The following is a 22498-nucleotide window of genomic DNA, read 5'->3' on the forward strand; positions in this document are numbered from 1 at the left end:
TATAAAATAAACCTTTTATTGTGGAGACAAATCCTTGCTTCTGGATAAAATATTTATTTTTACTTCTAATAACTCAAAACAAACAGTCCATGAACTTTCTGAATTTCTTCAAAAAACATAATAGCGAGAAACAACAAAATAAAAATTCAGAATCGACTGCCTCAAAATACTCTAATCTATTTTATACAACTCAAATAGATAATTTAACTGCAAACGATAAAGAATATCAAAATATTAGCATAAATAAGAATATATCTGATTTTTTTTTCGAAAATGAAATAGGCTATAATTATTCATTTTACGAAAATTTTATAGGCTCGCAATCAATTAAAGAAGATGAAAAAATTGATTTTATTGAAAAAGAACTTCAAAACGATGAACATTTAATTCCGTTTTTAAAACAATTTGATTTTTTATTTTTAGAAGAAGAATCAAAATTAAAGCGTTACATCAATCATTTGCAAAACACTCCCGAAAAATTCTCTTTTGATTTTTTTGAATTTACTTTAAAAAACAAACTTGAGAATTGTTACGAAGAAATTCAGAAGTACTTAAAAAACAGAAACAATGGCAAAAAATATTTCTATGAAACTTCAATCCCGATCGTTCTTTTTGATTTAGGTTTTAAAGAAGATTCTTTTATTCTACTAAAATTATTTGTAAACGAATATTTTGAGGGCAAAATTGAATCTATAAATGATGAATCATTTTTTGAAGAAACTAATCCGTTTGCTTATTTAGCATTAAATAATATGGCATTTCAAGCTGAAATAACAGAATTAGCATTTTCATACTTCGCGTCAAGTCATTTAGACAATCATTATTGTCTCAAAAAGTTTTTGTTCTATACTGACAAGAATAAGTTCTTTACTATTATGCTAAATCAATACCAACTTACTCCTGAAGATATTAGTAATGATCCTGGATTTATAAAGAATGACATTAACTGGAACAAACATCTTTATAGCCCATTTTTAAAATCATTATCAATCAGCAATTTTGATCAATATTTGGCTGAAACCACTTATAATGGTGAAATTTTAGTCAAAACTAAACTAAACACTTCCTTATTTGATACCTCAATTGCATCTTATCCTTTAAATTACGAACTTTTCTTTAATACTTATATTGCAAAATTATTGTTCAAAAAAAATATAAAAGGAAGATTCTATCAAAATGCTGAATTGTTTGGAGATCCAAGATATAGTCAGGGTTCTTATGGCTATACTTTAAATTTTGTTGTCGAAGAACAAGTTTTTTCTATTTATTTTGAAACCGAAACAAACTGGTTGGAAGTAAAACCTTTCATAAAATTATTAAATACGGCACTAAAAACGATACATTCAGAGTTTCGATTTTTCTTTTTAGTCGAAGATGTAGATTGTAATTTAATTCTAGAAAAACCAGATGATGTTGTTGATTTTATTAAAGATTTAAATTTTGAAACTACTGTACTTAGAAAATCAATTTAATTAACTCTTCTACGCCTCCATATTATCTTAAAATAGCTTCTGAAAAATAATGCTAATTTTGCTTCATTATAATTACAATAAAAATTATGTGGACGATATGTCAGGAATGCCGGGACAAGGCAAAATAAATCGCGGACTTAGTAAAAAAGCTCAAAGACGTTATAAAACAGAATTGGCTGCATTTGAAAGTTCGCAAACTAAAGTTGCTCCAATACGCCCTAAAGCACATCTGCATTTGTGCACAAATTGCTCAGGATCAGGATTAATTCAGTCCGAAAAATATCTAGAACCTGATTTGACAAAACCTCACGTTGCTATAATTGGTGCTGGCATTGGCGGTGTCGCTTTGGCCGTGGCATGTTTACATCGCGGAATTCCTTTTTCAATTTACGAAAGAGATACTCATTTTGATGCACGATCTCAAGGCTACGGACTTACATTACAACAAGCCAGTAAAGCCATGAAGGGTTTAGGGATTACTTCTTTAAACGGTATAATTTCTACAAAACATATTGTTCATAATACAGAAGGAAAAATATTGGGCGAATGGGGAACCAGAAAATGGATTGAAACTGAAATTAAACCGTCTGCTACACGTACCAATATGCATATTGCACGGCAATCGTTGCGCCAAGCTCTTTTAGAACAGCTTGGAGGAAATAATGCGGTGCAATGGGGACATCAATTGTTAGATTTTAAAGCTAATATTGATGGTGTAGAACTTAAATTTCAAGTAAACCGAGATGAAAAAAACGTAAAAGCTGATCTTGTCGTTGGTGCAGATGGCATTAGAAGCATTGTGAGAAAACTAACAATTGGCGAAGACATAACCCCGCTTCGTTATTTGGATTGCATTGTAATATTAGGAATTTGTCCTTTAAGTTCTCTCAAAGATATTTCGAGCCAATTATTAGATTCTGCAACCGTTTTTCAGACTGCAAATGGAAATGAACGAATTTATGTTATGCCTTACACGGGAGATTCTGTAATGTGGCAATTGAGTTTCCCGATGTCTGAAGAAGAAGCTAAAGAACTAAGCGCAAAAGGTCCGAAAGCACTTAAAGAAGAAGCTTGTCGCAGAACACAATGGCACACTCCTATTCCGCAAATTTTAGAAGCTACACAAGAAAGTTTAATTTCTGGATATCCTGTTTATGATCGCGAATTGCTTCGATCGGAATTATTAGAAAAGAATCAAAATATAACTTTAATTGGCGATGCAGCGCACCCAATGAGTCCGTTTAAAGGTCAAGGTGCAAACCAAGCTTTGTTGGATGCTTTAAAATTGGCTAGAAAAATATATAGAGGCTGTAATGCAAAATCTAATTGGAGAGAAACTGGTCTAAGAAAAAATATCTTAAACGATTTTGAAGCAGAAATGCTAGAACGCAGTGCTGCCAAAGTAAAAGGTTCTGCTGATGCTTGCACAGTTCTTGCATTCTGAAATTATACTCCGAGAAGGTGATGAACCTCGAGGAAGATATCCTAAAAAAAGGAAATAAAGAAGAAAGATTTTAGAAGAAAGAGTAAATAAAAAATGCTAAACAGGTTTGTTTAGCATTTTTTTGTAAAAAGTTATTTTTCAGTCATATAGATGCAAATTAAACAATAATTTAATATTATTTTATAACTAAGTTTGACTTGATCTTTTTAATTTTATAATCTCATTTACAAACAATTAAATAATCACGCCATGAAAAATACACAAATAAATTTCAGTCCAAACAATGAGACCTGTACAGACCGAACTTTGGTTTGTGATGGTGATAATAACGAATTAATATTTCGTAAAACTTATGTAGGAGATTGGGGAGATTGGGACGAGAAACCAGATGATATTTTAAAAGATCAACATCTTTATCTGGATCAAAATACAAGTTTTACAAATGCAATTTAAACTTATTATTGCTTTATGGGCATTACAACCTAGTATTCTATCTTAATTATGCTAGAACACTAATTGTATTGCTTAAATTTTCTTTGTTTATAAAATCTAGAATAAATTCTCTTACTTCTTTATTTGCCTCTGTTTTAGTAGCAAATGAATTAATATAGAATTCGTCGTCCTTGTCGCTAATATGAATAATTTCGGTGTAACCTTTGGTTATTAAACTACCTTTTAGCTTAATTATATTTACTTCTTGTTTTCCGTCAAGTTCTTTGCGAACCTGTAGTTTTATAGCTCTTTCCATATTCAAAAATTTTTAAATAATTAACTATCATTCAGTTATAAATTTAAAACATTTAATCTATCGAAATAAGATTTTAACACAGTCCGCAACGCATTATTTATCAACATATTATAAACATTTTTTCCTTTTCTTAAAAAGAAACTCGAAACACCAGTAAAATCAAGTCTTTTCACATTAATTTCCTGTAAATTCTCTGTCGCTCAAGGTTTTCATAAACGCAATAAGGTTCTCTTTTTCTACTTCTGTAAGCGGAATTCTATTGCCATTATTTTTAAAAATAGGATCCAAATTGGCTGCATTCAAAACTCCGTTATCAAAATAATCCAAAACCGATTTTAAGGTTGCAAACTGACCAAAACTTCCATAAGGTGCAGTATATTCTACATTTCGTAGAGACGGAACTCTGAAACTCATAAAATCAGTTGCAATTCCAGTAACTCTTCCTCTTCCTGCTTCATTAGAATCGGTGTTTAACGGAAATCCAATATTTCTAAAACTTTGGTCTGTAAACAATTCGGTGCTATGGCAACTTGCGCATTTTTGCTGAAATGTTGCATATCCCGCCGCTTCGTTTTCTGTAAACTGACTTTCTTTTCGTTTTACTTTATCATATTTGCTATTGGCAGAAATCAAAGTATACTCAAACTGAGCAATACTTTTGTAAATTCTGTCTGCTGTAATTTCCTGATCTCCAAATGTTTTTTTAAACATCTCTTTATAAGAAGCATCATCTTTAATTTTTCCGATAACTTCCAAAATCGAAGAATCCATTTCTTCATGGGTAATAATCGGAACCAAAGGCTGTGTTTCTAATTGCAGTCGGCTTCCATCCCAATTAAAGAACTTTAGAAACATTAAATTCTGAAGCGGTGGCGCATTTCTAAGCCCTACTCTTCCCTCAATTCCAATAGCTTGCGCATTATGATCGGCAAAGGCATTTGCTTGAATATGACAACTTGAGCAAGAAATTGTATTGTCCTTACTAAATCTTTTGTCAGAGAAAAGTTTTTCGCCCAACTCAGCACCATATTTTGTAGGTTTATTTAAACTCACATAGCTATTTACTTCTGGAAAATCTGTGGGAATATGCAATGAAAGTTCAGGATTATCAAAATAAGTCTCATCAGAATCACTACTGCTACAAGAAGTGAAAAAGATTACGATTATGATGAAGCCGATTATTTTTTTCATTTTAATGATTTTTAAAATAAAGCCGTCTTTTTAATTTCAGACGGCTCTGAATTTTTTTTAATCAATAGATTCGATTTAATCTGCCTAGATCTCCCTCAATCCTCTTTAAATCTGCGTGAAAAAATCTATACTTAAAAAGTATTTCACGCAGATTTTAAAAGATTTAAGCAGATTAAATAAGATTTCTACCAAAGAGTTAACTTAGTTTTCTACACTAGTTACAGAAAACATTCCTGAAATATCGTTTGTACCGTTTCCCCCTAGATTATCCACAAATTTTACCATTTGCGCTGCAGTATGAACATTTGGAGTAGCATTATCGCCCATTCCTGTCCCTGTAGATAAAGTAATGGTATTGATTTTTCCGCTCAATAATTTGTCGAAATCAGCCTTAATTTTGATTTTTGGAGCATTTTTACCTACAACTGCATTTACATTAAGACTTAGCGTAATATCTCTATAAGCATTTACACCTTGTGTATAAGCGCCTTCAGTTCCAGCAACAGTGCTTCCTGTGTGAATTGACATCGCTTTATTATCAGTATCATAAAAACCTTCTACTTTTGTAAAACGATATCCTGTTCCCCATTCCCACATCATTGCTGTATCATTGGCTCCAGCCGCCGCGTAAAATTTAGGGAATCTTGTTTGGTCTAGAGTATTTTGCTCTGTTTTAATACCCAAACCAAATTTAATCTGTTTGTATGAAGCAGATGGCACATTGCTCAAAACATAGCTTAATGAAGCCGTTTTTGCCTGATCTATAACTGTTGCACCTTTATCTAAATCATTTACGTTGTAAGGCACTTCGCTTCCGTCATCTTTTATTAGACGAATATTGCTAATCACATATTTCACTTCAGAAAAATGATGAACTTGTCCTGCCGCCGAAGTATTTGTTGTTGCTGACGCAGAAGTTGCATCTCCTAAAACAATTGTTTTGTCTTTAAACGTATTGTTGAATTCGAATGTTAAATTGTTTGCTTGCTGGTGCATCGTCATCATTTGAACATGAAACAAAAGCCAAAGCGGCTGCTGATAATAAAAGGTATTTTTTAAAATTTTGCATTTTTATGATTTTAATTTTTGTACTGTCTTTAAACCATTGAGTTACACTATTCCAACACATAGAAACATAGTTTTCTAAACTAAAAAAAGACGTTTTGCTAATTTAAATTCACATAGCAAACTATGCGTTAAAGTTCAATTTAACCAAATGGCTATTTTATTAATCAAAAGGAAGATTATAAAATAGGCGGCGGTACAAAAATTTCAAGGCAAGGTTCTAGCAGATCCAATTCTTTATAAATTGGCACTTTCTTGGATGTTATAATTTTTATTAGCGAAACCTGAAACTGTATATTTGTGTTTAAAGCAATATCAATCTTTTTGCTAATGCTTCTCAATTCCAAATCAGAATTTTTTTCCGTTTCCTGAAGCTCTTTCTTCAAATGGCATTTACCATGGCATTGCAATTCTGGCTTGGCTTTGTTAACACAAAATTCTTTTTCAATCGCATTTTGATTCAGTTTGAAGTGCACAACGATAAGCGCCTGCTGGAAAGAAACCAGCAGGAACAGAATTGTCATTGTGATACTAAAAACTTTTTTCATTTTTTCTTAGAAATTCAATTTTAAAGACGTGAAAAAATTGCGTCCCATTCTTGGAATATTACCCCAATCGGCATACGTACTGTAATATGCATTTAATAAATTCTCAGCTCCAACTTGTATTGTGCTTTGCACTTTGTTGATTTTAAAAGAATAATTAGCAGAAATATTCCAAATTGCATAAGCAGACCGTTAAATCTTCTCCATATTCTGGACTGTAATTAATTTGCTCAAAATCGCCATTAACAGAAGTCTGAATTCCGAAATTTTTATACATATAATTAAGCGAAGTCAAATAGCTTAACGGACGTATAAATGGTAAATTTCCTCCTTTATTATCCATTCCGCGAGCGTAAGTCAACGTTCCTTTCCAATGCAAATGTTCCAAAATATCGTAGCTCACATTAGCAGACATATTCAAAAGCGTTGCATAATCTAATGATGTATATCCTTTTACACCAACAGATTGATAATTCATCGGACTTCCCATGCTTAAGATTTTACCAATAATGTAGTTCTGAATATAGAAATAGTTTATTTTTCCTTGAATGCTCAATTTTTCTGTTTTAAAACCTGCGCTTGCATTTCCTTCATACGAAATTTCATTTTTCAAATTCGGATCTCCAATGTAATCGTAACGGTCAAAACTATTATAGATATAATAGCCATAACCCTCAGAAACAGAAGGCGCTCTATGACCGTAACCAGTTCCGACAGAAAAATTAAATTGATCAATATTTAAGTTGTAAGCGGCATTAAGACTTGGCAGAAATCTCGTTTTTTCCTGAGGAGCTCCAGGATGAAAAATCCAATTGAATTCTATGTATTTAGAATAATTGTAATTCACTCCTAAAGAACCACCTAAATGCACTTGACTTTTTTCTGAAATATCCCAAGAATTATTCATAGAAAGTCCAGCATAACGAGTCGTAACCCAAGGCCAGCTGTAAGCAAACATCGTTCTTTCGCTTCGATCTTGCGGATACATTCTCATTTCTGCAATAGACAAATTATCATAAGCATTCAGCTGAATTTCAGAAGAGTAATCATTCTTTTTTAAATTAGCTTTAGAAACCAATCCGTAAGTTGTGCTCCAACCTGGCATGTCCATATGAACTAAATTTTCTGGTCGAGTTGTATCGTCCATATAATGCTCAATTGCATTAAAATATACTTTTGTATCTACTACTCTAACCAAACCTTCTTCAAACAATTGTTTATAAGAAGCAGAGGTAATAAGAGCGCGAGAAAGCCACAAATCCATTGGCAAAGCAGGATAACCAACATTTTTTGCCACATCAAAAATCGCGTCTAATCTAACCGATGACAAATCGCTGGTTTTGTAAGCCAAACCTAACGAAGTATTGAATTTATTGTATTGTGAATGCTTTACTTCGTCATTGTTCCCGTCATGATAATTATCTGCTGTACGGTACGAAATGCTTCCATCTGCAACAAACTTAGTTCCCGAATAAGCGATATTCCCTAAATTAAAAAACTGCTTATTATTAAACTCAAATCCAGTTTGATACGCTCCGTTCCATTTCTTTTGAAGTCCAAACGGCGTACTTTTTCTTTTTAAATCGATGCTTCCGGCAACAGTTGCTCCGTGCAAACTTCCTTCTTGACCCGATTTAATATCTACTGCGGCAAGATTATTACTTTCTACATAAGACGTAATTGGATCCATTTTATCAGTGCAAGCGCCAAAAACGTGCATTCCGTCAATTGTAACTGTCGAACGTTCTGTACTCATATTATTCAATAAAGGTTCCCAAGCATAAGCTCCACGTTTTATGAAACTGATATTGTCTGATGAAGACAAAAATTCATCAACAGAAACCGCCATTTTCATTTCTGTTTCAATCTTCTTTTTCGTCGCATTTTTTACGGTTACTTCTTCTAAGTTTTTTATGCTATCGTGATGTGCATGCTGATTTTGAGCTGTAACTGAAAATCCCAAGAAAAGCGACATTATAATATATTTCATGTTTTTAGAATAAAGTATCAATATAAAGTTCACTTTTTACGCCTTCTACTCCTGGCGTATGATCAGTTGGAACAATGGTCCCTTTTACAATTAATCCGTTTTGGTTCATCATAATTAAGTTCAATGTCCAATTTCCAGTCATCGTATAATTGACAACACCGTGATACAAACCGTCGTCTCCTTGCGTCAAGTCTTTATTATTTGGCGAAGAGTGATTTCCCATAGAAGGTTCTGGCATTCTCGGATCTAATTTTAAAGTATATCCCACAACTTCAGAATAGGAAAACTGAGATGGATCTGGAAAAGTTCCTGCAGGAGTCGTTGGTTTATCGTATTTGTAAACACCAGCAATCAAAGCATTTTCTGAAACAGTTGGTTTTTGAGGCGAAATCAATGCAATTATATATTGTTCTCCATCACTTCCTGCAAAAGCAGTCATATTTAAGTTTTTATTGCTTTGTTTTTCTACAGTAACATCTTTATTGATTTCATATTTTTGACCATCTGCCGTAAAACTGATGTACAATTTCCAACTCGCTGTAGTAGAGCTTTCTCCTGTAAAAACAGAATACCCGCTGTAATACTTTTTAGCAGAATCATATGCAACATTATACTGATGCGGACACGAACTTTTGCTTCCGTCAGCATTACTCATAATTGGCAGAAAAGTTACGGCAGCTGTCGTTAACTCTTGGCTGTTTTGAGTATTGACAATTTTCAGATGAAGCTCATTATATCCTTTATAGAATGTTCCGTTTAAAGCTTCAATGCTAACCTTATAGCTTCCGCTTGTAAGCGAAGTTGCTTCTTTAAATTCCAAGTTTTCAGGAACTTCAGAACCTGTTTCAGCTTCGTAATCTGTTTTGTCAATTGTACAGGAAGTAACCGCAAATAATACTGCGATTATCCAAAAATTAAAAGATTTCATTTGATGAATGTTATAAAAAAATGTTTGAAATTTAGCATTAAGCTATAAATTTTTGAATATCAAAAAATCCAAAATGCTAGTGAAAAGCCAAGAAAATGGCGAAAGTAAATGAAGTTAGAATACAGTTATTCTCTTCAATTACAAAAGAAGATCAATATCGTTTTAAAAGAATAAACTATGCGATTTGTTACTCAAATTTGGATTTAAAATCCGCATAAGCGAGCAATAAGACATTCAAAATTTCAATTATAAAAAATTGGAATTCGAGAATATTGGAATTAAAAAAAAGATTGATCCCTAAACTCTATAGAGAGGAGGGTGAAAAGTAAGATTAGAAGCTCCGATTGGTTTCTTATCAAATAAAATTGAAGCGTTATCTTTAGATTCGATAACTGGAATTGTGCTAAAATTGATTTCAGCAGTATTTTGAACGTAAACAAGCTCCAATTTATCTTTTAAGCTGTCTTGCATTTTTCGTTCATTATCAGAATATTTTTTAATGCTTTTTTGAAGTTCGCATCGCCCATTACAACTGTTAAATGCTTGTTTACGCTGAACGCAAATAGTTTTAGCAATTTCTTTCTGGTTGATTTTAAAAGAAGCATAAACGAACAAGTCTGCCAAAAGATGGCGAGAGAATTAAAATAGAAAGTGCTATGATGATTAACCTTTTCAAGTGCTTGTTCAATAGTTTGCAGGCAAAAGTACATACTATTTTGTATTTATTTTAACGAAATGCAATTTTTATTTCATTTAAAGAAGAGGTTGTTTTATTTCTGAATCATTTCTTGTTTTCGTAAAAAAATTCTTTAACATAAACAGTCTTGATATTTTGCATATTTTATCTAAATTTGAGTATTGTCGTTTTTTTATGACATTTTAATTCTAAAATAGCTACTAAATAACCCCAATTTACAGCGAATGAAAAAAAACTTAGCCATTACCTTTTGGGTACTCTACATGCTCTTTTTTGCAATCCCTTTTCCAATGATTTTGTATTATGCAATCAATAGCGATTTAGATATCAACGATTTAAAAACCAAAGATCCTTATTGGGCTTTAGGAATCGTTTTATTGTCTGTAATTCTCTGGCTGATCCTTTTGATTGGTTATTTCCAAAAATGGATCTTTCAGGTTTTTGTCAATAAAAATAATCTGGAGAAAATAAAATTAAACGGATTACGTCGCGAAGCTGAAATAATTAGTTCGAAGAAAGCTTCTAAATTCAATTCTAAATTTGACAATTACGAACTCGAACTGTGTTTTAAAAATCTTGCGAATACCGAAATCATTCATAAAACCAATATTACAGACACCAAACCCAATGAAAAACGGTTCGAAGCTGGAAAACAGATCAGTTTATTACTAGACAAGTACATGAAAAAACCTCCTTATTTTGTAATTTCATCTGCTACTCCAACTTTAAGCATCAGGAATTTAACAATTAGAATTTTAGGTTGGCTATTTTTTACGTTTATCGTTGTAGCCTATTATTTGTTTTCCTATCAAACCGAAAGTCATGGTATGGGGTGGCGTTTTATGTCTTTTGGACATCCGTTATTAATAATTCCGTTAGTGCTTTTGTTCTATCGCGTTTTGGTTCAATTTATATTTAAAAAACTAACTGGCTTAGATCAAAATTCGGTTGCACTCAAATTTAAAGGAATAAAAACTCAGGCCAAATTAATCAATGTAAGCCAAACAGGAACATATATTAACGAACAACCAATGATGCGTTTTGAGTTAGAATATAAAGACACAAAAAATCTAGTGCATCAAAATAGTTTGAAAAAAGTTATTGGAATTTTAGATTTAGAAATGACCAAAAAACAATTCCTTGATATTTTTTATAATCCCGAAAATCCAAACCAAATTGCTTTTGCAAATGATTTAAACAAAATATAGCAAATGAAAAAGATAGTTATTTTGATGCTGTTTTGCACTTTATTTTTAAGTCGCGAAAAGATCTCAAAAAGTATAGATGAAACTTTAAAACCTAATGATACAATTGTAAATAAAAAATCCGAAAACGTTGCTTCACCGCCTTTGCAAAGCGAAAAAAAGGAAATTAATCTATTGACTAATATCGAAATATTAAAAAAAGCAGAAAAACAACTGAAAAATCTTCCTCAATACAATGGAAAAGAAATATTTATTTACTCGATCTTATACTTTTATAATGATGGAAGAATAAATGCGATGCTTGCAACATCCTGAAAATCCAAAATATGTAGACATTTATGAATTTAACGATGAAAAATGGTCAGGACCAAAACCTGTTCAGCTTTCTGTTCGTGATGATGTTAAAGGACGTTTGGTTTCTTTAAATAAAATCAGTTTTATAAATGCGGCAAAAGTGGCTCAGGTTTATAACGAAAAAACAAAGGAAGTTGAAGGCGCACAACCTACGACAAGTGTTTATATTTCTATTTGGAATAATAAACTAAGATGGTATCCGTCATCTATAAACGGAAGCCGAGAACGCTATTCGATAGAGTTTAATGATGATGGAAGTCTAAAATCATTCCAACAAGATTAACTGCCACAAATGCTAAACAATTACGTTTAGCATTTTTTTTATACTAAAATGAAATTCTTTCCTAATAAAGAAACCAAAAAACTTAACCTTATAAAAACTTAAAAATCAATAAATTACACTAAAAAATCATTAATTTAACATTGCTTATCAACTTAAAATTTTCAGTTCTTAATCTAGATTAATAGATGCAGATTTTATTCTGTAATACATTTGTACCATAATCAAACAAAATAAAACAAAAAACAAGTTGTAAGTTTAAATTTTAAACCAATAACGAATTTAAACTTAAAATTATAAAACAAATTAATCTTAAAATCAAAAAATTATGAGCACATTTACAGTAAAAGACGGAACACAGATTTATTACAAAGATTGGGGAAAAGGTCAACCAATTGTTTTTCACCACGGATGGCCTTTGTCAAGTGACGATTGGGATGCACAAATGATGTTTTTTCTTCAAAAAGGCTACAGAGTAATAGCACACGATCGACGCGGACATGGACGTTCTAGTCAGGCTTCTGAGGGAAACAACATGGAAACTTATGCATCTGACATCGCTGAATTGACTGAAGCTTTAGATTTAAAAGATGCCATTCACGTTGGGCATTCAACCGGAGGAGGCGAAGTAATTCGTTACGCCGCAAAATACGGAAAAGGTAGAATTTCAAAAGCGGTAATTATTAGCGCCGTTACTCCGATAATGATTCAAAACGAATCTAATCCAGAAGGCGTTCCATTGTCAGTTTTTGACGAAATTAGAAAAGGAACCGGATTTAATAGAGCACAATATTTCTACGACTTTCCGATTCCGTTCTACGGTTGGAACCGTAAAGGACAAACTGTTCAAGAAGGCATTAAACAAAATTGGTGGCGTCAAGGAATGATGGGTTCTGTTTTGTCTCATTACGAAGGAATTAAAGCGTTTTCTGAATCTGATTTTACAGAAGACTTAAAAAGTTTAGATATTCCAGTTTTGGTTTTACATGGAGAAGATGACCAAATTGTTCCTTACAATCAAGCTCCTAGAGCGACAAAATTGTTGAAAAACGGAAAATTGATTTCTTATCCTGGTTTCCCTCACGGTATGCCAACTACAGAAGCAGAAACAATCAACAATGATATTCTTGACTTTATAAAATAAATACAGAAAGATTTAATTAAACTGTCTGTAGAACTATTTTTATAGACAGTTTAATTTTCTTAAATTCAACTAAATAATTTTCTCTCAAAAAATTGAATCAAAAAATATATGGAAACAATAAAATTAGAATTGGACGAAAAAAAACATGGCGCTTTTAATCTTTATGTTGATGGTAAAAAACTAGGCGAAATGACAGTAAGCATTAAACCTGATTTACTGACAGTTTACCACACGGGAGTTGAGCCAGAGGGCGAAGGAAAAGGTTATGCTAAGAAGCTTTTAGAAGAAATGGTTTCTTATGTTCGCGCCAATAATTTGAAAGTTTTACCACTTTGTCCGTATGTTCATGCGCAATTTAAAAGACATCCAGACGAAAACGAAGATATTTGGAAGAAGTAAAAAAGATGAAAAAATAAAGACGAAAGACTCCAATCTCTAGACTAAAAAGTAAAGATTTAAATACTATGAATACAGAAATATTAACAGACGGTGTTCCTTTAAATGAAGCGAAAAAAGCTTTAATTATGATTCATGGACGTGGTGCAAGCGCACATGATATTCTTTCTATCGCAAAACATCTTAAGGTTGATGATTTTGCATTGATTGCGCCTGAAGCAGAAAACAGAACTTGGTATCCGTATTCGTTTTTAGCGCCGCTAAACGAAAATGAACCTTCGTTTTCAAAATCGTTGGAAGCAATACATCAAGTTGTGGTTGCTATTCAGCAAAACGGAATCGAAAAAGAAAATATTTATTTCTTAGGATTTTCACAAGGAGCATGTCTAGCTTTGGAATTTACAACAAGAAATGCTGCAAAATACGGTGGAATCGTTGCTTTTACTGGCGGATTAATTGGCGATAAAGTCTATGAAAACCATTATGCAGGAAATTTTGAAAACACGCCTGTTTTTATCGGAACAAGCGATCCTGATTTTCATGTTCCTGTAGAAAGAGTAAATGATACTGAAACGCTTATGGAGAAAATGGGTGCAGATGTTACAAAAAAAATCTATCCAAATATGGGACATACCATTAGTCAAGATGAGATAAATTGTGCCAATGCATTAGTTTTCAATAAAAAGTAATGATTACGATAACTCGCATTTATAGCGATGCAAACGGAGAGAGTCATTTTAAAGACTTTGATGTTCCGTTAAAAAACAACGGCGATATCGGATTTCTATCTGATGATGAACCCGTTAAATCTATCGTTTTTAGAGAAGTTAATCCTTCTTACGATTACGATTTTCATAATGCTCCAGACCGCCAATATATTGTTTTGCTAGATGGCGGTGTAGAAATAGAAACTTCATTAGGAGAAAAAAGAACTTTCAACACGGGTTCAATTCTATTGGTTGAAGACACTACAGGGAAAGGACATAAAACAAAAAATATTGAATTTAAGCTTAGAAAATCAATATTTATCAAAATATAAAATTCATCAATATTTCATATAATTTGCTGTGATCGGTTATTGGTCACAGCAAAAAACAACGTCTGAAAACAGGATATACTGTTTTTCAGAATGTATTTCTATACACTGCATTTACTTTCGTGTTATGCAATTAACAAAACATTGTCGTCGAAGGAAGAACTTAAAAAAATGACAAAATATCGTCCTCGCTTCTTTCTTAATCTAGGTTAATCGATAAACAGCGATAACGGACGTAAATTTGTAAAAGAAAAATCAAACAACTATTTAATATAAAAATACCATGGAAAATAAAATTTTAGGATTACATCATATTACTGCAATTGCAGGAGACGCTAAACGTAATTTTGACTTTTACTCAAAAGTTTTAGGATTAAGATTCATCAAAAAAACAGTGAATTTTGATGATCCAGGAACTTACCATTTTTACTTTGGTGATGAAGTTGGAAGCGCAGGGACTATTTTAACTTTCTTCCCGTGGGGAGAAGGAATCCAGCAAGGCAGAAAAGGTTCTGGAATGGCTACAGAAATTGGTTATTCTGTTCCAAAAGGAAGTTTGGATTTCTGGCAGAAACGTTTCGAGCAATACAACGTAATTTACAATAAACCAGCTGAAAAATTCGGAGAAAAATATTTGACTTTCTTAGATCCAGATGGTTTAAAATTAGAATTAATTGAATCTAAAACGGAAGATAACAGAAAAGCTTGGGAAACTGACGAAGTAAAAGCTGATGTGGCTACAAGAGGTTTTCATAACATTACTTTGACTTTAAATAACATTAAACCAACTGCTGCAGTTTTAACTGAAATATTTGGTTACAAATTGATCGATCAAGATGTAAACCGTTACCGTTATGCAACAGATGCTGTAGAAAATGCTGCAATTGTTGACTTGGTAGAATTACCAGAAGAAAAACGCGGTTTAAATGCAAATGGAACGGTTCATCACGTTGCTTTTCGTGTAAAAAATGACGAAATTTTAATGAAATTCAGAGAAAAAATAGAAGAATACGGGTTGCAGATTACACCACAAATTGACAGACAATATTTTCACTCTCTTTATTTTAGAGAACCAGGCGGAGTTTTGTTCGAAATTGCAACTGACAATCCTGGATTTATTGTAGACGAAAGCTTAGAAGAATTAGGTCAGAACTTAAAACTTCCTGCTCAATACGAACCTCAAAGAGCTGCCATTGAAGCTCATTTGGTTAAAATTAATTAATTTAAAAACTAAACCAGTTTGTTTGAAAACCACAACACAACTATTTGAAAAAGAGGCTTCTCAAAAAGAAAGCCTCTTTTTTTTGTATATTTCGGAAGAAGGAAGTATTTATGGCAAAGAGAATCCTTTCAAAATATGTTAATCCGCTTGGATATTTTTAATCTTCTGCAGCCATTAATTCAATCTTTGCCATAATTAATGCAAGATTATTTTCTAAAGAAATTTTTCCTTCACGCCATTCTTTTTTGTTTGATCCTCTTGAAATTCTAAAAATGAAATCACCAGTAAAAACATAACCAAAAGTTTCTCTTAAACCCGTTTTGGTTATTCTTTTTTGCGCTTCTCTTAAATCTATTTTTATTTCACTTTCGTTCTTAAAAACAATTGTATCCAAACCATCAAGACCTTTTTTAAATTCATGTCCGCGATAGTGAATGAGTTTGATCAAAGCATTCATAAACCGTAAAGCGCGATTTGCACTTTCTTTAGAAACATTCAAATTCAAAATCTCTAATTTTTCCAGATTGATATTATCGTTTAAGCCTCTGCTTTCCCAATAATCCTTTGTTGCTGTAATAATCTCCAACGAATTTTCGAGCTTGTCGCTAATGCTCAGCGGAGCATGAACATCATCTTTTATGCTTTGAGCCAAATCGAGTAAAGGCGTCGATTTTGAAGGAACTCGAAGTTGCATTTCGTATGTCTTTTTTAAAATCGAAATCTCATTATTTCCTTTAAAATCAATTGGTAACTGAGGAACATTCTTTCTTTTATATTCAGGTCCAATCCAATGTCGGCTTTTAGGGAGCGGAATATTCATTTTTTCGCAAGCATTTTTGATTCCCATACTAGAAACCTCATAATGTTTTGCAATCTGCGGTATTGGAAATTTCCAAACCAAGCTGTAAAGTTCTGATCGGGTAAAAATAATTTTGTCCATAAATCAGTAAAATCAATTCAAAAGAAAATTCACCACCTCCATAATTGCTTACAGAAATGGTGAATTAAGAAAATTAAGCACTACTCTACTCCACCGCCTAAAGCACGGTACAGGTTAATTGCTTGCATTCAGTTTTTCGAGTTTTATTGTTACTAAATCTAGTTCGTTCTGTAGCGAACTGTTTTGCGCTGCAATTACTTCAAGATAATTAGCCATTCCGCTTTTATAAAGCAAACCAGCATCTGAAGTTGCTTTTTCTAACGATTCTGCTTTCTCTTTTGCCAAAACAATACGTTCGTCAGCATATTTTAATCTTGACATAGCATCGTTTACTTCGCCAACTGCTGTTATAAAAGACTGTTTAAATTGCACAACCGCTTTTTCTTGTTCTAAAACAGCCACTTCATAAGCCGTTCTTAAAGCTTTTTTTCTAAAAATGGGTTGCGCTAAATTGGCTGCAATGGTTTTGGTGATTGAACCTGGAAAATCAAACCAATTTTCAAATTCAAAAGAATTTACTCCAATAGACGGATTCAAACTTAAAGTTGGATACATGGTTGCTTTTGCCAATCCTGTTTTTGCAGTGGCAGACATAACCGCGTATTCGCTAGATTTTACATCTGGTCTTCTGCTCAAAAGCGAAGCCGAATTCCTGTTGGAAAAATTACAGAAACTTCAGCAAGCATCAATGTTTCCAGCTCTTTCAATCTTATCTGGATATTCTCCGCATAAAATCTGTAAAGCGTTTTCTTGCACTGCGATATTTGCTTTCGCTAAAGGCACTAATAATTCAGCCGTTTTCTTCTGAGCTTCTGTTTGATTTACTGCCAAAGAACTAATCGATCCCGATTTGTATTGCAATTCCATCATACTCAAAGTATTGGAACTCAACTCGATGTTTTTCTCTGCAATTTTAAGCTGTTCATCTAAACCTAAAAGATTGTAATAAGCTTGCGCCACTTGAACAATAATTCGAGTTTTTAATGCTGAAAGATTCTCTTTTTGAGCAAAATAAGCGACTTTGGCATCTCTTTTTTGCATCGCTGCTTTTCCCCAAATATCTACTTCCCACGAAAGACGCAGATTGGCACTGTAATCATCCATATAATCCTTACCAATAAATTGCTGGCTCAAAGATCCGTTTAGGGAATTTTTTAGAAGGATAAGAACGGCTCGCTCCAGCATCGAAATCTAGTGTAGGTAATAACGATAATTTGGCTTGTTTATAACTGAGGTCGAGCTGTTCCATGCTTTTCATTGCAATGATCACTTCGTTGTTTTTTACTAACGCTTTTTCAATCAAAGCAACCAATAAAGGATCTTTATAATAGTTTTTCCACGGAAGCAAAACTGTGTCTCCAGTAACCGCGATTTCATCGCGGTATTTTTCTGGAGCTTGTAAATCTGTACGAGAATATTTTTTTCCTACCACACACGATGTCATGATCGCTCCAGTAAGTAAAACCATTCCGATTTTATATAATGTTTTCATTCTTATTCTTTTATCGTTTGAACTTGAGTTGCGATCTTTTTCCTTGATACTTTTTCTTGTAAATATTGGAATACAATGAAAAGCAACGGAATCACAAAAATTCCCAAAACAACACCGCTAAACATCCCTACTGCTGCACTGACACTGATCGATCTGTTTCCAACTGCAGTTCCTCCAGAGGCAAACATTAACGGAATCATACCTACAATAAAAGCTAACGAAGTCATGATAATTGGTCGTAACCTTGATCTTGAACCTTCAATTGCGGCTTCAATTATTGTTAATCCGGCAAGACGTCTCTGCAAAGCAAATTCCACAATCAAAATGGCGTTTTTAGCAAGAAGTCCGACCAACATGATTAATCCAACCTGAACGTAAATATTGTTGTCTAAACCAACTGCTTTAACTCCTGCAAAAGCTCCTAAGATTCCCGTCGGGATAGAAAGCAATACCGCAAGTGGCAATAAATAACTTTCGTATTGTGCTCGCCAATAAGAAAAATACAAACAAGAGACACAATCCGAAGATGGCAACAGTTTGACTTCCTCCTGCTTTTTCTTCCAAACTTAAACCAGTCCATTCGTAACTGTAATCAGACGGAAGTTTATCTAAAACTTGCTCTAGATTAGCCATAATTTGTCCGTTACTGTAGCCAGGCAAAGCCATTGCTGTAATATTTACCGAATTATAAAGGTTATAACGATTCACTGATTCTGGACCGTAAACTTTATGGAATTTCACAATCGATTTTACTGGAACCATTTGCATTTGAGCATTTCTCACAAAAATTTCATTAAATGCATCTTCATCCATTCTAAAAATACCATCAGCTTTTACATTTACTCTGTAAAACTTACCAAATCTTGAAAAGTCAGCTGATTGATCTCCTGCAAAATACGTCTGAATATTTCCTAAAAGTTCCTTGATATTTACGCCCATTTGACGCGCTTTATCTTCGTCAACTTCCAATTCCAATTGCGGATAATCGGCTCTAAAAGTGGTATATGCGTATTGAACTCCTGGCTGTTTCATAATCTCTGCAATCACTTTATCAGACATTGCTTTTAAAGTTTCTGGACTTCTTGCCATTCTGTCTTGCAATACAATCTCAGCACCACTCGTTACCCCAAATCCTTCAACAGGTGGCATTCTGAAAACCATAATCTGACCTTCTTTAATTTTAGCCAGTTTTCCGTTTACGATATTCATGATTTCCTCAATATCTTTTACCGCTCCTCTATCTTTCTTAGGTTTTAATTTGATAAATCCTAAACCATAAGCAGGACTGGCACTATTGCTCAAAATATTGAATCCTGTAATGCTTGTATTAACATCAATCGCTTCTATTGGAGCCAATTCTTTCTCTAATTTTTCAATTACAGCAGTAGTTCGATCAAGAGCTGTTCCTGGTGGCATAGACAAACTATAAACCATGAAACCATCATCTTCTAAAGGCACAAAACTTTTTGGAGTAGACATCATCATGTAAACCGCAATTGCCGTGATTCCTGTTACTAATCCTGCAGCAATCCATTTTCTTCCAATTAAGAAACGAACGCCTTTAATATATCTTCCCGTTAAATTATCGAAACTTGTATTAAATCCAACGAAAAAACGATCTTTAAAACTCGTTTTATGTTCATGATCACCATGTTTACCACCATGATTTTTTAGCAAAAGCGCACATAATGCAGGCGTAAGCGTCAAGGCATTTACAGCAGAAATGATAATCGCAATGGCCAATGTATAAGCAAATTGTTTATAGAAAATCCCAGAAGATCCCGTCATAAATCCGATCGGAATAAATACTGCCGACATCACCAAAGTAATCGAAATTACGGCTCCTGTAATTTCTGCCATCGCACCATGAGTTGCTTCTTTGGCTGAAATTTCTTCATCTTCTTCCATTTTACTGTGAACGGCTTCGACAACAACAATGGCATCATCGACTACAATTCCGATCGCTAATACCAAGGCAAAAAGCGTCAAGATATTAATCGTAAATCCGAAAACCAGCAGGAAGAAAAACGTTCCTACAATCGCAACCGGAACTGCAATAGCTGGAATAATCGTCGAGCGAATGTCCTGAAGGAAAATAAACACCACAATAAATACCAGAATGAAAGCTTCAAATAAAGTCGATTTTACCTGACCTGTTGCTTCGTCTAGTCTTTCTTTGGTACTCATTACGTTTACGTATTTAATACCCGGAGGAAAAGATTTCGATAATCGTTCTACTTCTTTATTGATTCCGATTTCGATGTCATTGGCGTTTGAACCCGAAGTTTGTAAAATCGCCATCGTAACGGCATTTTTACTATTCGATTTATTATCACCACTGTACGAAATAGAACCAAATTCAACTCTCGCTACATCTTTCAATCTTAAAACATTGTCGCCAACATTTTTAACCACAATATTTTCATATTGTTCTGGTTTGTTCTTTTTTCCTTTGTAACGAATTACATATTCTAAAGCCGCTGTAGATTCTTCTCCCAATTTACCTGGAGCCGATTCTAAACTTTGTTCTGCAATGGCCTGTGTTACATCTGAAGGCACTAAACCTGCATTTGCCATTTTACGCGGATCCAACCAAACACGCATCGAATAATCTTTCTGTCCAAAAATCTGAACTTGTCCAACACCCGGAACACGTTTCATTTGAGGAACTAAGTTTATATTGGCGTAATTCTGCAAGAACAACTCGTCGTATTTGCTATTATCATCTGTATATAAGTTGAAAATAACAATCATACTATTTTGCTGTTTCGAAGTTGTTAATCCCATTCGGATAACTTCTTGAGGCAGTTTTGGCGTTGCTTGCTGTACTCTATTCTGAACGTTTACCGCAGCTTGATCTGGATCTACTCCTTGTTTAAAAATTACGCTGATAGAGAAAGATCCGTCATTACTTGCAGTCGATTTAATGTACTGCATGTTCTCTACTCCGTTAATCTGCTCTTCTAAAGGTGTTACTACCGAACGAATAACGGTTTCACTGTTTCCTCCTGGATAAGAACCGCTTACCATAACTGTTGGCGGCGAAATATCTGGGAATCGCGTTACAGATAATCGGGTAAGACCTATGATCCCCAGTATAACCAGTACAATAGAGATAACTGTGGCCAATACTGGCCTGTCTATTATTTTCTTTAACATGGAAATGTTATTTTATTAAATGAAAAATTATTTACTGCTTGTGTTTTTAGCGACGATTTTTGGAACGACTTCCATTCTATCATAAAGTACATCGATATTATTCAGCGCTACTTTATCTCCAGATTTTAATCCGGATTTTACGAAATAATCTACTCCTGCACTTCCTGCAATTTCGATTGGAACCATAGCTACTTTATTGCCTTCCTTTAGAATAAAAACAAAGAATTTATCTTGAATATCTTTTACGCTCGCCATTGGAACTGTAATTACAGATGACAAACTTTTGTTCAAGACAATTCTCGCAGAACCTCCCGCACGTAATTCTTTTTTTGGATTTGGAAAAATAGCTTTTAAAGCAATTGTACCCGTTGCACGATCGACGTTTCCACTCGCTACTTCCAATTTTCCTTTTTGATCGTACTCGCTGTCATCGGCCATAATTAAACTTACAGTCTGATTACTTTTTGAATCTTTAGAAAAAGCTAAATAATCTGCTTCTGTTAGCGAAAAATAAACGAAGACGTTGTTAATTTCAGATAAAACAGTCAGCGGAACAGCATCTGTCGGTGTAACTAAATTTCCAATTCGGTTTGGAATACGGCTAATATAGCCGCTTACAGGAGCTTTAATCAAAGAGAAATCGGCATTTAACTGAGATGATCCTAAAGCGGCTTTAGCCTGTGCTACTTGTGCTGTCGCAGCTTCGTAATTGGCCTGTGCCGTTTTTAACTGCATGTCTGAGAAAACTTTTCCTTCTACTAAAGGTTTAATTTTTTCTACTTCCAGTTTCGCATTTGCTTGATTTGCCAAAGCGCTTTTGTAAGCCGCACGACTATTGTTTACTTGTTCGGCATAAACGTCACCTTTAATTTTAAAAAGAGATTGTCCTTTGGTTACATAATCTCCTTCTTTTACATAAATTGCTTCCAAATAACCTGATACTTGTGCTTTTATATCAACGTTTACAGAACCTTCAACTGTTCCTGGATATTTCTTTTCAACTTCTCCTGTTGCCGAATTGGTCTGAAGAAAGTCTACTTCTGGCTTTGGAGGAGCCATCTGCGCATCTCCGCTTTTCCCACATGATGCAAGAGAAATGGTTATCAATAAAATTGCAATTCTGCCAATTGCTTTATTATTTTTAAAAAACTGTTTTGTCATTTTACTTTTCATTTTTAAATGAATTACCT

Annotated in this window: 21 protein-coding genes and 3 pseudogenes; 11 read left to right on the forward strand and 13 right to left on the reverse strand. The window is 33.6% G+C overall.

Features of this window, described 5'->3' with window-relative positions:
• Window positions 1-89: 89 nt before the first annotated feature.
• The 3 genes and pseudogenes from P5P87_RS05445 (at window position 90) to P5P87_RS05455 (ending at window position 3369) form a co-directional block, all read left to right on the forward strand.
• Window positions 90-1472, forward strand: coding sequence for a hypothetical protein (locus P5P87_RS05445; protein ID WP_278021834.1), 1383 nt, complete (start codon window positions 90-92; stop codon window positions 1470-1472).
• Window positions 1473-1558: 86 nt separating this feature from the next.
• Window positions 1559-2974: pseudogene (locus tag P5P87_RS05450) on the forward strand (FAD-dependent oxidoreductase).
• 191 nt (window positions 2975-3165) lie between these two features.
• Window positions 3166-3369 (forward strand): hypothetical protein, encoded by a 204-nt coding sequence (locus P5P87_RS05455; protein ID WP_278021835.1) that lies wholly within the window; start codon window positions 3166-3168, stop codon window positions 3367-3369.
• Window positions 3370-3415: 46 nt separating this feature from the next.
• Here P5P87_RS05455 and P5P87_RS05460 read toward each other — a convergent pair whose 3' ends face one another.
• From P5P87_RS05460 to P5P87_RS05490, 7 genes and pseudogenes are all read right to left on the reverse strand, one after another.
• Entirely contained in the window at window positions 3416-3664 is a 249-nt protein-coding gene (locus P5P87_RS05460; RefSeq protein ID WP_198855863.1) for a hypothetical protein, read from the reverse strand.
• Between the two features lie 174 nt (window positions 3665-3838).
• Window positions 3839-4855 (reverse strand): cytochrome-c peroxidase, encoded by a 1017-nt coding sequence (locus tag P5P87_RS05465; RefSeq protein WP_198855864.1) that lies wholly within the window; start codon window positions 4853-4855, stop codon window positions 3839-3841.
• A 201-nt stretch (window positions 4856-5056) separates the two neighbouring features.
• Complete coding sequence (locus P5P87_RS05470; protein ID WP_278021836.1) at window positions 5057-5851, reverse strand: MbnP family protein; 795 nt, start codon at window positions 5849-5851, stop codon at window positions 5057-5059.
• 248 nt (window positions 5852-6099) lie between these two features.
• Complete coding sequence (locus P5P87_RS05475; protein ID WP_198855866.1) at window positions 6100-6468, reverse strand: hypothetical protein; 369 nt, start codon at window positions 6466-6468, stop codon at window positions 6100-6102.
• A gap of 6 nt (window positions 6469-6474) precedes the next feature.
• Window positions 6475-8455, reverse strand: a pseudogene (locus P5P87_RS05480) (TonB-dependent receptor plug domain-containing protein).
• A gap of 4 nt (window positions 8456-8459) precedes the next feature.
• Complete coding sequence (locus tag P5P87_RS05485) at window positions 8460-9383, reverse strand: hypothetical protein (protein WP_198855868.1); 924 nt, start codon at window positions 9381-9383, stop codon at window positions 8460-8462.
• Between the two features lie 297 nt (window positions 9384-9680).
• Window positions 9681-10007, reverse strand: a complete 327-nt coding sequence (locus P5P87_RS05490; protein WP_278021837.1) for a hypothetical protein — start codon at window positions 10005-10007, stop codon at window positions 9681-9683.
• Window positions 10008-10304: 297 nt separating this feature from the next.
• On the opposite strand from P5P87_RS05490, the gene P5P87_RS05495 reads away from it, so the two are divergent.
• The 8 genes from P5P87_RS05495 (at window position 10305) to P5P87_RS05530 (ending at window position 15717) form a co-directional block, all read left to right on the forward strand.
• The gene (locus P5P87_RS05495) at window positions 10305-11288 is read left to right on the forward strand and encodes a DUF502 domain-containing protein (protein ID WP_198855870.1); all 984 of its coding nucleotides are present in this window, start codon (window positions 10305-10307) and stop codon (window positions 11286-11288) included.
• Window positions 11289-11291: 3 nt separating this feature from the next.
• Window positions 11292-11600, forward strand: a complete 309-nt coding sequence (locus P5P87_RS05500; RefSeq protein WP_278021838.1) for a hypothetical protein — start codon at window positions 11292-11294, stop codon at window positions 11598-11600.
• Window positions 11587-11922 (forward strand): hypothetical protein, encoded by a 336-nt coding sequence (locus P5P87_RS05505; protein WP_278021839.1) that lies wholly within the window; start codon window positions 11587-11589, stop codon window positions 11920-11922. The genes P5P87_RS05500 and P5P87_RS05505 overlap by 14 nt, the downstream gene beginning before the upstream one ends.
• A 325-nt stretch (window positions 11923-12247) precedes the next feature.
• Window positions 12248-13063, forward strand: coding sequence for an alpha/beta fold hydrolase (locus tag P5P87_RS05510; RefSeq protein ID WP_278021840.1), 816 nt, complete (start codon window positions 12248-12250; stop codon window positions 13061-13063).
• A 108-nt stretch (window positions 13064-13171) separates the two neighbouring features.
• Entirely contained in the window at window positions 13172-13462 is a 291-nt protein-coding gene (locus tag P5P87_RS05515) for a GNAT family N-acetyltransferase (RefSeq protein WP_278021841.1), read from the forward strand.
• Between the two features lie 65 nt (window positions 13463-13527).
• Window positions 13528-14148, forward strand: a complete 621-nt coding sequence (locus P5P87_RS05520; protein ID WP_198855874.1) for an alpha/beta hydrolase — start codon at window positions 13528-13530, stop codon at window positions 14146-14148.
• A complete protein-coding gene (locus tag P5P87_RS05525; RefSeq protein ID WP_278021842.1) occupies window positions 14148-14498 on the forward strand; it encodes a cupin domain-containing protein in 351 nt (116 codons plus the stop codon). Before P5P87_RS05520 ends, P5P87_RS05525 begins: the two co-directional genes overlap by 1 nt.
• 280 nt (window positions 14499-14778) lie before the next feature.
• Window positions 14779-15717, forward strand: coding sequence for a ring-cleaving dioxygenase (locus P5P87_RS05530; protein ID WP_278021843.1), 939 nt, complete (start codon window positions 14779-14781; stop codon window positions 15715-15717).
• A gap of 157 nt (window positions 15718-15874) precedes the next feature.
• On the opposite strand, the gene P5P87_RS05535 is transcribed toward P5P87_RS05530, so the two are convergent.
• The 6 genes and pseudogenes from P5P87_RS05535 to P5P87_RS05560 all read right to left on the reverse strand — a co-directional run bounded on the left by P5P87_RS05535 (window position 15875) and on the right by P5P87_RS05560 (window position 22481).
• Window positions 15875-16657 carry a hypothetical protein gene (locus P5P87_RS05535; protein WP_278021844.1) on the reverse strand — a complete coding sequence of 261 codons (783 nt, stop codon included), beginning with the start codon at window positions 16655-16657 and terminating at the stop codon, window positions 15875-15877.
• A gap of 114 nt (window positions 16658-16771) precedes the next feature.
• Window positions 16772-17251 carry a TolC family protein gene (locus P5P87_RS05540; protein ID WP_278021845.1) on the reverse strand — a complete coding sequence of 160 codons (480 nt, stop codon included), beginning with the start codon at window positions 17249-17251 and terminating at the stop codon, window positions 16772-16774.
• An 81-nt stretch (window positions 17252-17332) separates the two neighbouring features.
• Entirely contained in the window at window positions 17333-17791 is a 459-nt protein-coding gene (locus P5P87_RS05545; protein WP_278021846.1) for a TolC family protein, read from the reverse strand.
• On the reverse strand, window positions 17769-18149 hold the full coding sequence (locus P5P87_RS05550) for an outer membrane factor lipoprotein domain-containing protein (RefSeq protein ID WP_278021847.1): 381 nt from the start codon (window positions 18147-18149) through the stop codon (window positions 17769-17771). The genes P5P87_RS05545 and P5P87_RS05550 overlap by 23 nt, the downstream gene beginning before the upstream one ends.
• 2 nt (window positions 18150-18151) lie before the next feature.
• Window positions 18152-21308 (reverse strand): annotated as a pseudogene (locus tag P5P87_RS05555) (efflux RND transporter permease subunit).
• A gap of 27 nt (window positions 21309-21335) precedes the next feature.
• Window positions 21336-22481 carry an efflux RND transporter periplasmic adaptor subunit gene (locus P5P87_RS05560; RefSeq protein WP_278021848.1) on the reverse strand — a complete coding sequence of 382 codons (1146 nt, stop codon included), beginning with the start codon at window positions 22479-22481 and terminating at the stop codon, window positions 21336-21338.
• Window positions 22482-22498 lie beyond the last annotated feature (17 nt).

It is taken from the genome of Flavobacterium ginsengisoli, from assembly GCF_029625315.1.
Taxonomy (GTDB): Bacteria; Bacteroidota; Bacteroidia; order Flavobacteriales; family Flavobacteriaceae; genus Flavobacterium; species Flavobacterium ginsengisoli.

Bases quoted from the DNA above. Each gene is read 5' to 3' on its own strand.
- P5P87_RS05445 (WP_278021834.1), top strand. From the start codon at position 90: ATGAACTTTCTGAATTTCTTCAAAAAACATAATAGCGAGAAACAACAA.
- P5P87_RS05455 (WP_278021835.1), top strand. From the start codon at position 3,166: ATGAAAAATACACAAATAAATTTCAGTCCAAACAATGAGACCTGTACA.
- P5P87_RS05460 (WP_198855863.1), bottom strand. From the start codon at position 3,664: ATGGAAAGAGCTATAAAACTACAGGTTCGCAAAGAACTTGACGGAAAA.
- P5P87_RS05465 (WP_198855864.1), bottom strand. From the start codon at position 4,855: ATGAAAAAAATAATCGGCTTCATCATAATCGTAATCTTTTTCACTTCT.
- P5P87_RS05470 (WP_278021836.1), bottom strand. From the start codon at position 5,851: ATGCACCAGCAAGCAAACAATTTAACATTCGAATTCAACAATACGTTT.
- P5P87_RS05475 (WP_198855866.1), bottom strand. From the start codon at position 6,468: ATGAAAAAAGTTTTTAGTATCACAATGACAATTCTGTTCCTGCTGGTT.
- P5P87_RS05485 (WP_198855868.1), bottom strand. From the start codon at position 9,383: ATGAAATCTTTTAATTTTTGGATAATCGCAGTATTATTTGCGGTTACT.
- P5P87_RS05495 (WP_198855870.1), top strand. From the start codon at position 10,305: ATGAAAAAAAACTTAGCCATTACCTTTTGGGTACTCTACATGCTCTTT.
- P5P87_RS05500 (WP_278021838.1), top strand. From the start codon at position 11,292: ATGAAAAAGATAGTTATTTTGATGCTGTTTTGCACTTTATTTTTAAGT.
- P5P87_RS05510 (WP_278021840.1), top strand. From the start codon at position 12,248: ATGAGCACATTTACAGTAAAAGACGGAACACAGATTTATTACAAAGAT.
- P5P87_RS05515 (WP_278021841.1), top strand. From the start codon at position 13,172: ATGGAAACAATAAAATTAGAATTGGACGAAAAAAAACATGGCGCTTTT.
- P5P87_RS05520 (WP_198855874.1), top strand. From the start codon at position 13,528: ATGAATACAGAAATATTAACAGACGGTGTTCCTTTAAATGAAGCGAAA.
- P5P87_RS05525 (WP_278021842.1), top strand. From the start codon at position 14,148: ATGATTACGATAACTCGCATTTATAGCGATGCAAACGGAGAGAGTCAT.
- P5P87_RS05530 (WP_278021843.1), top strand. From the start codon at position 14,779: ATGGAAAATAAAATTTTAGGATTACATCATATTACTGCAATTGCAGGA.
- P5P87_RS05535 (WP_278021844.1), bottom strand. From the start codon at position 16,657: ATGGACAAAATTATTTTTACCCGATCAGAACTTTACAGCTTGGTTTGG.
- P5P87_RS05540 (WP_278021845.1), bottom strand. From the start codon at position 17,251: ATGTCTGCCACTGCAAAAACAGGATTGGCAAAAGCAACCATGTATCCA.
- P5P87_RS05550 (WP_278021847.1), bottom strand. From the start codon at position 18,149: ATGAAAACATTATATAAAATCGGAATGGTTTTACTTACTGGAGCGATC.
- P5P87_RS05560 (WP_278021848.1), bottom strand. From the start codon at position 22,481: ATGAAAAGTAAAATGACAAAACAGTTTTTTAAAAATAATAAAGCAATT.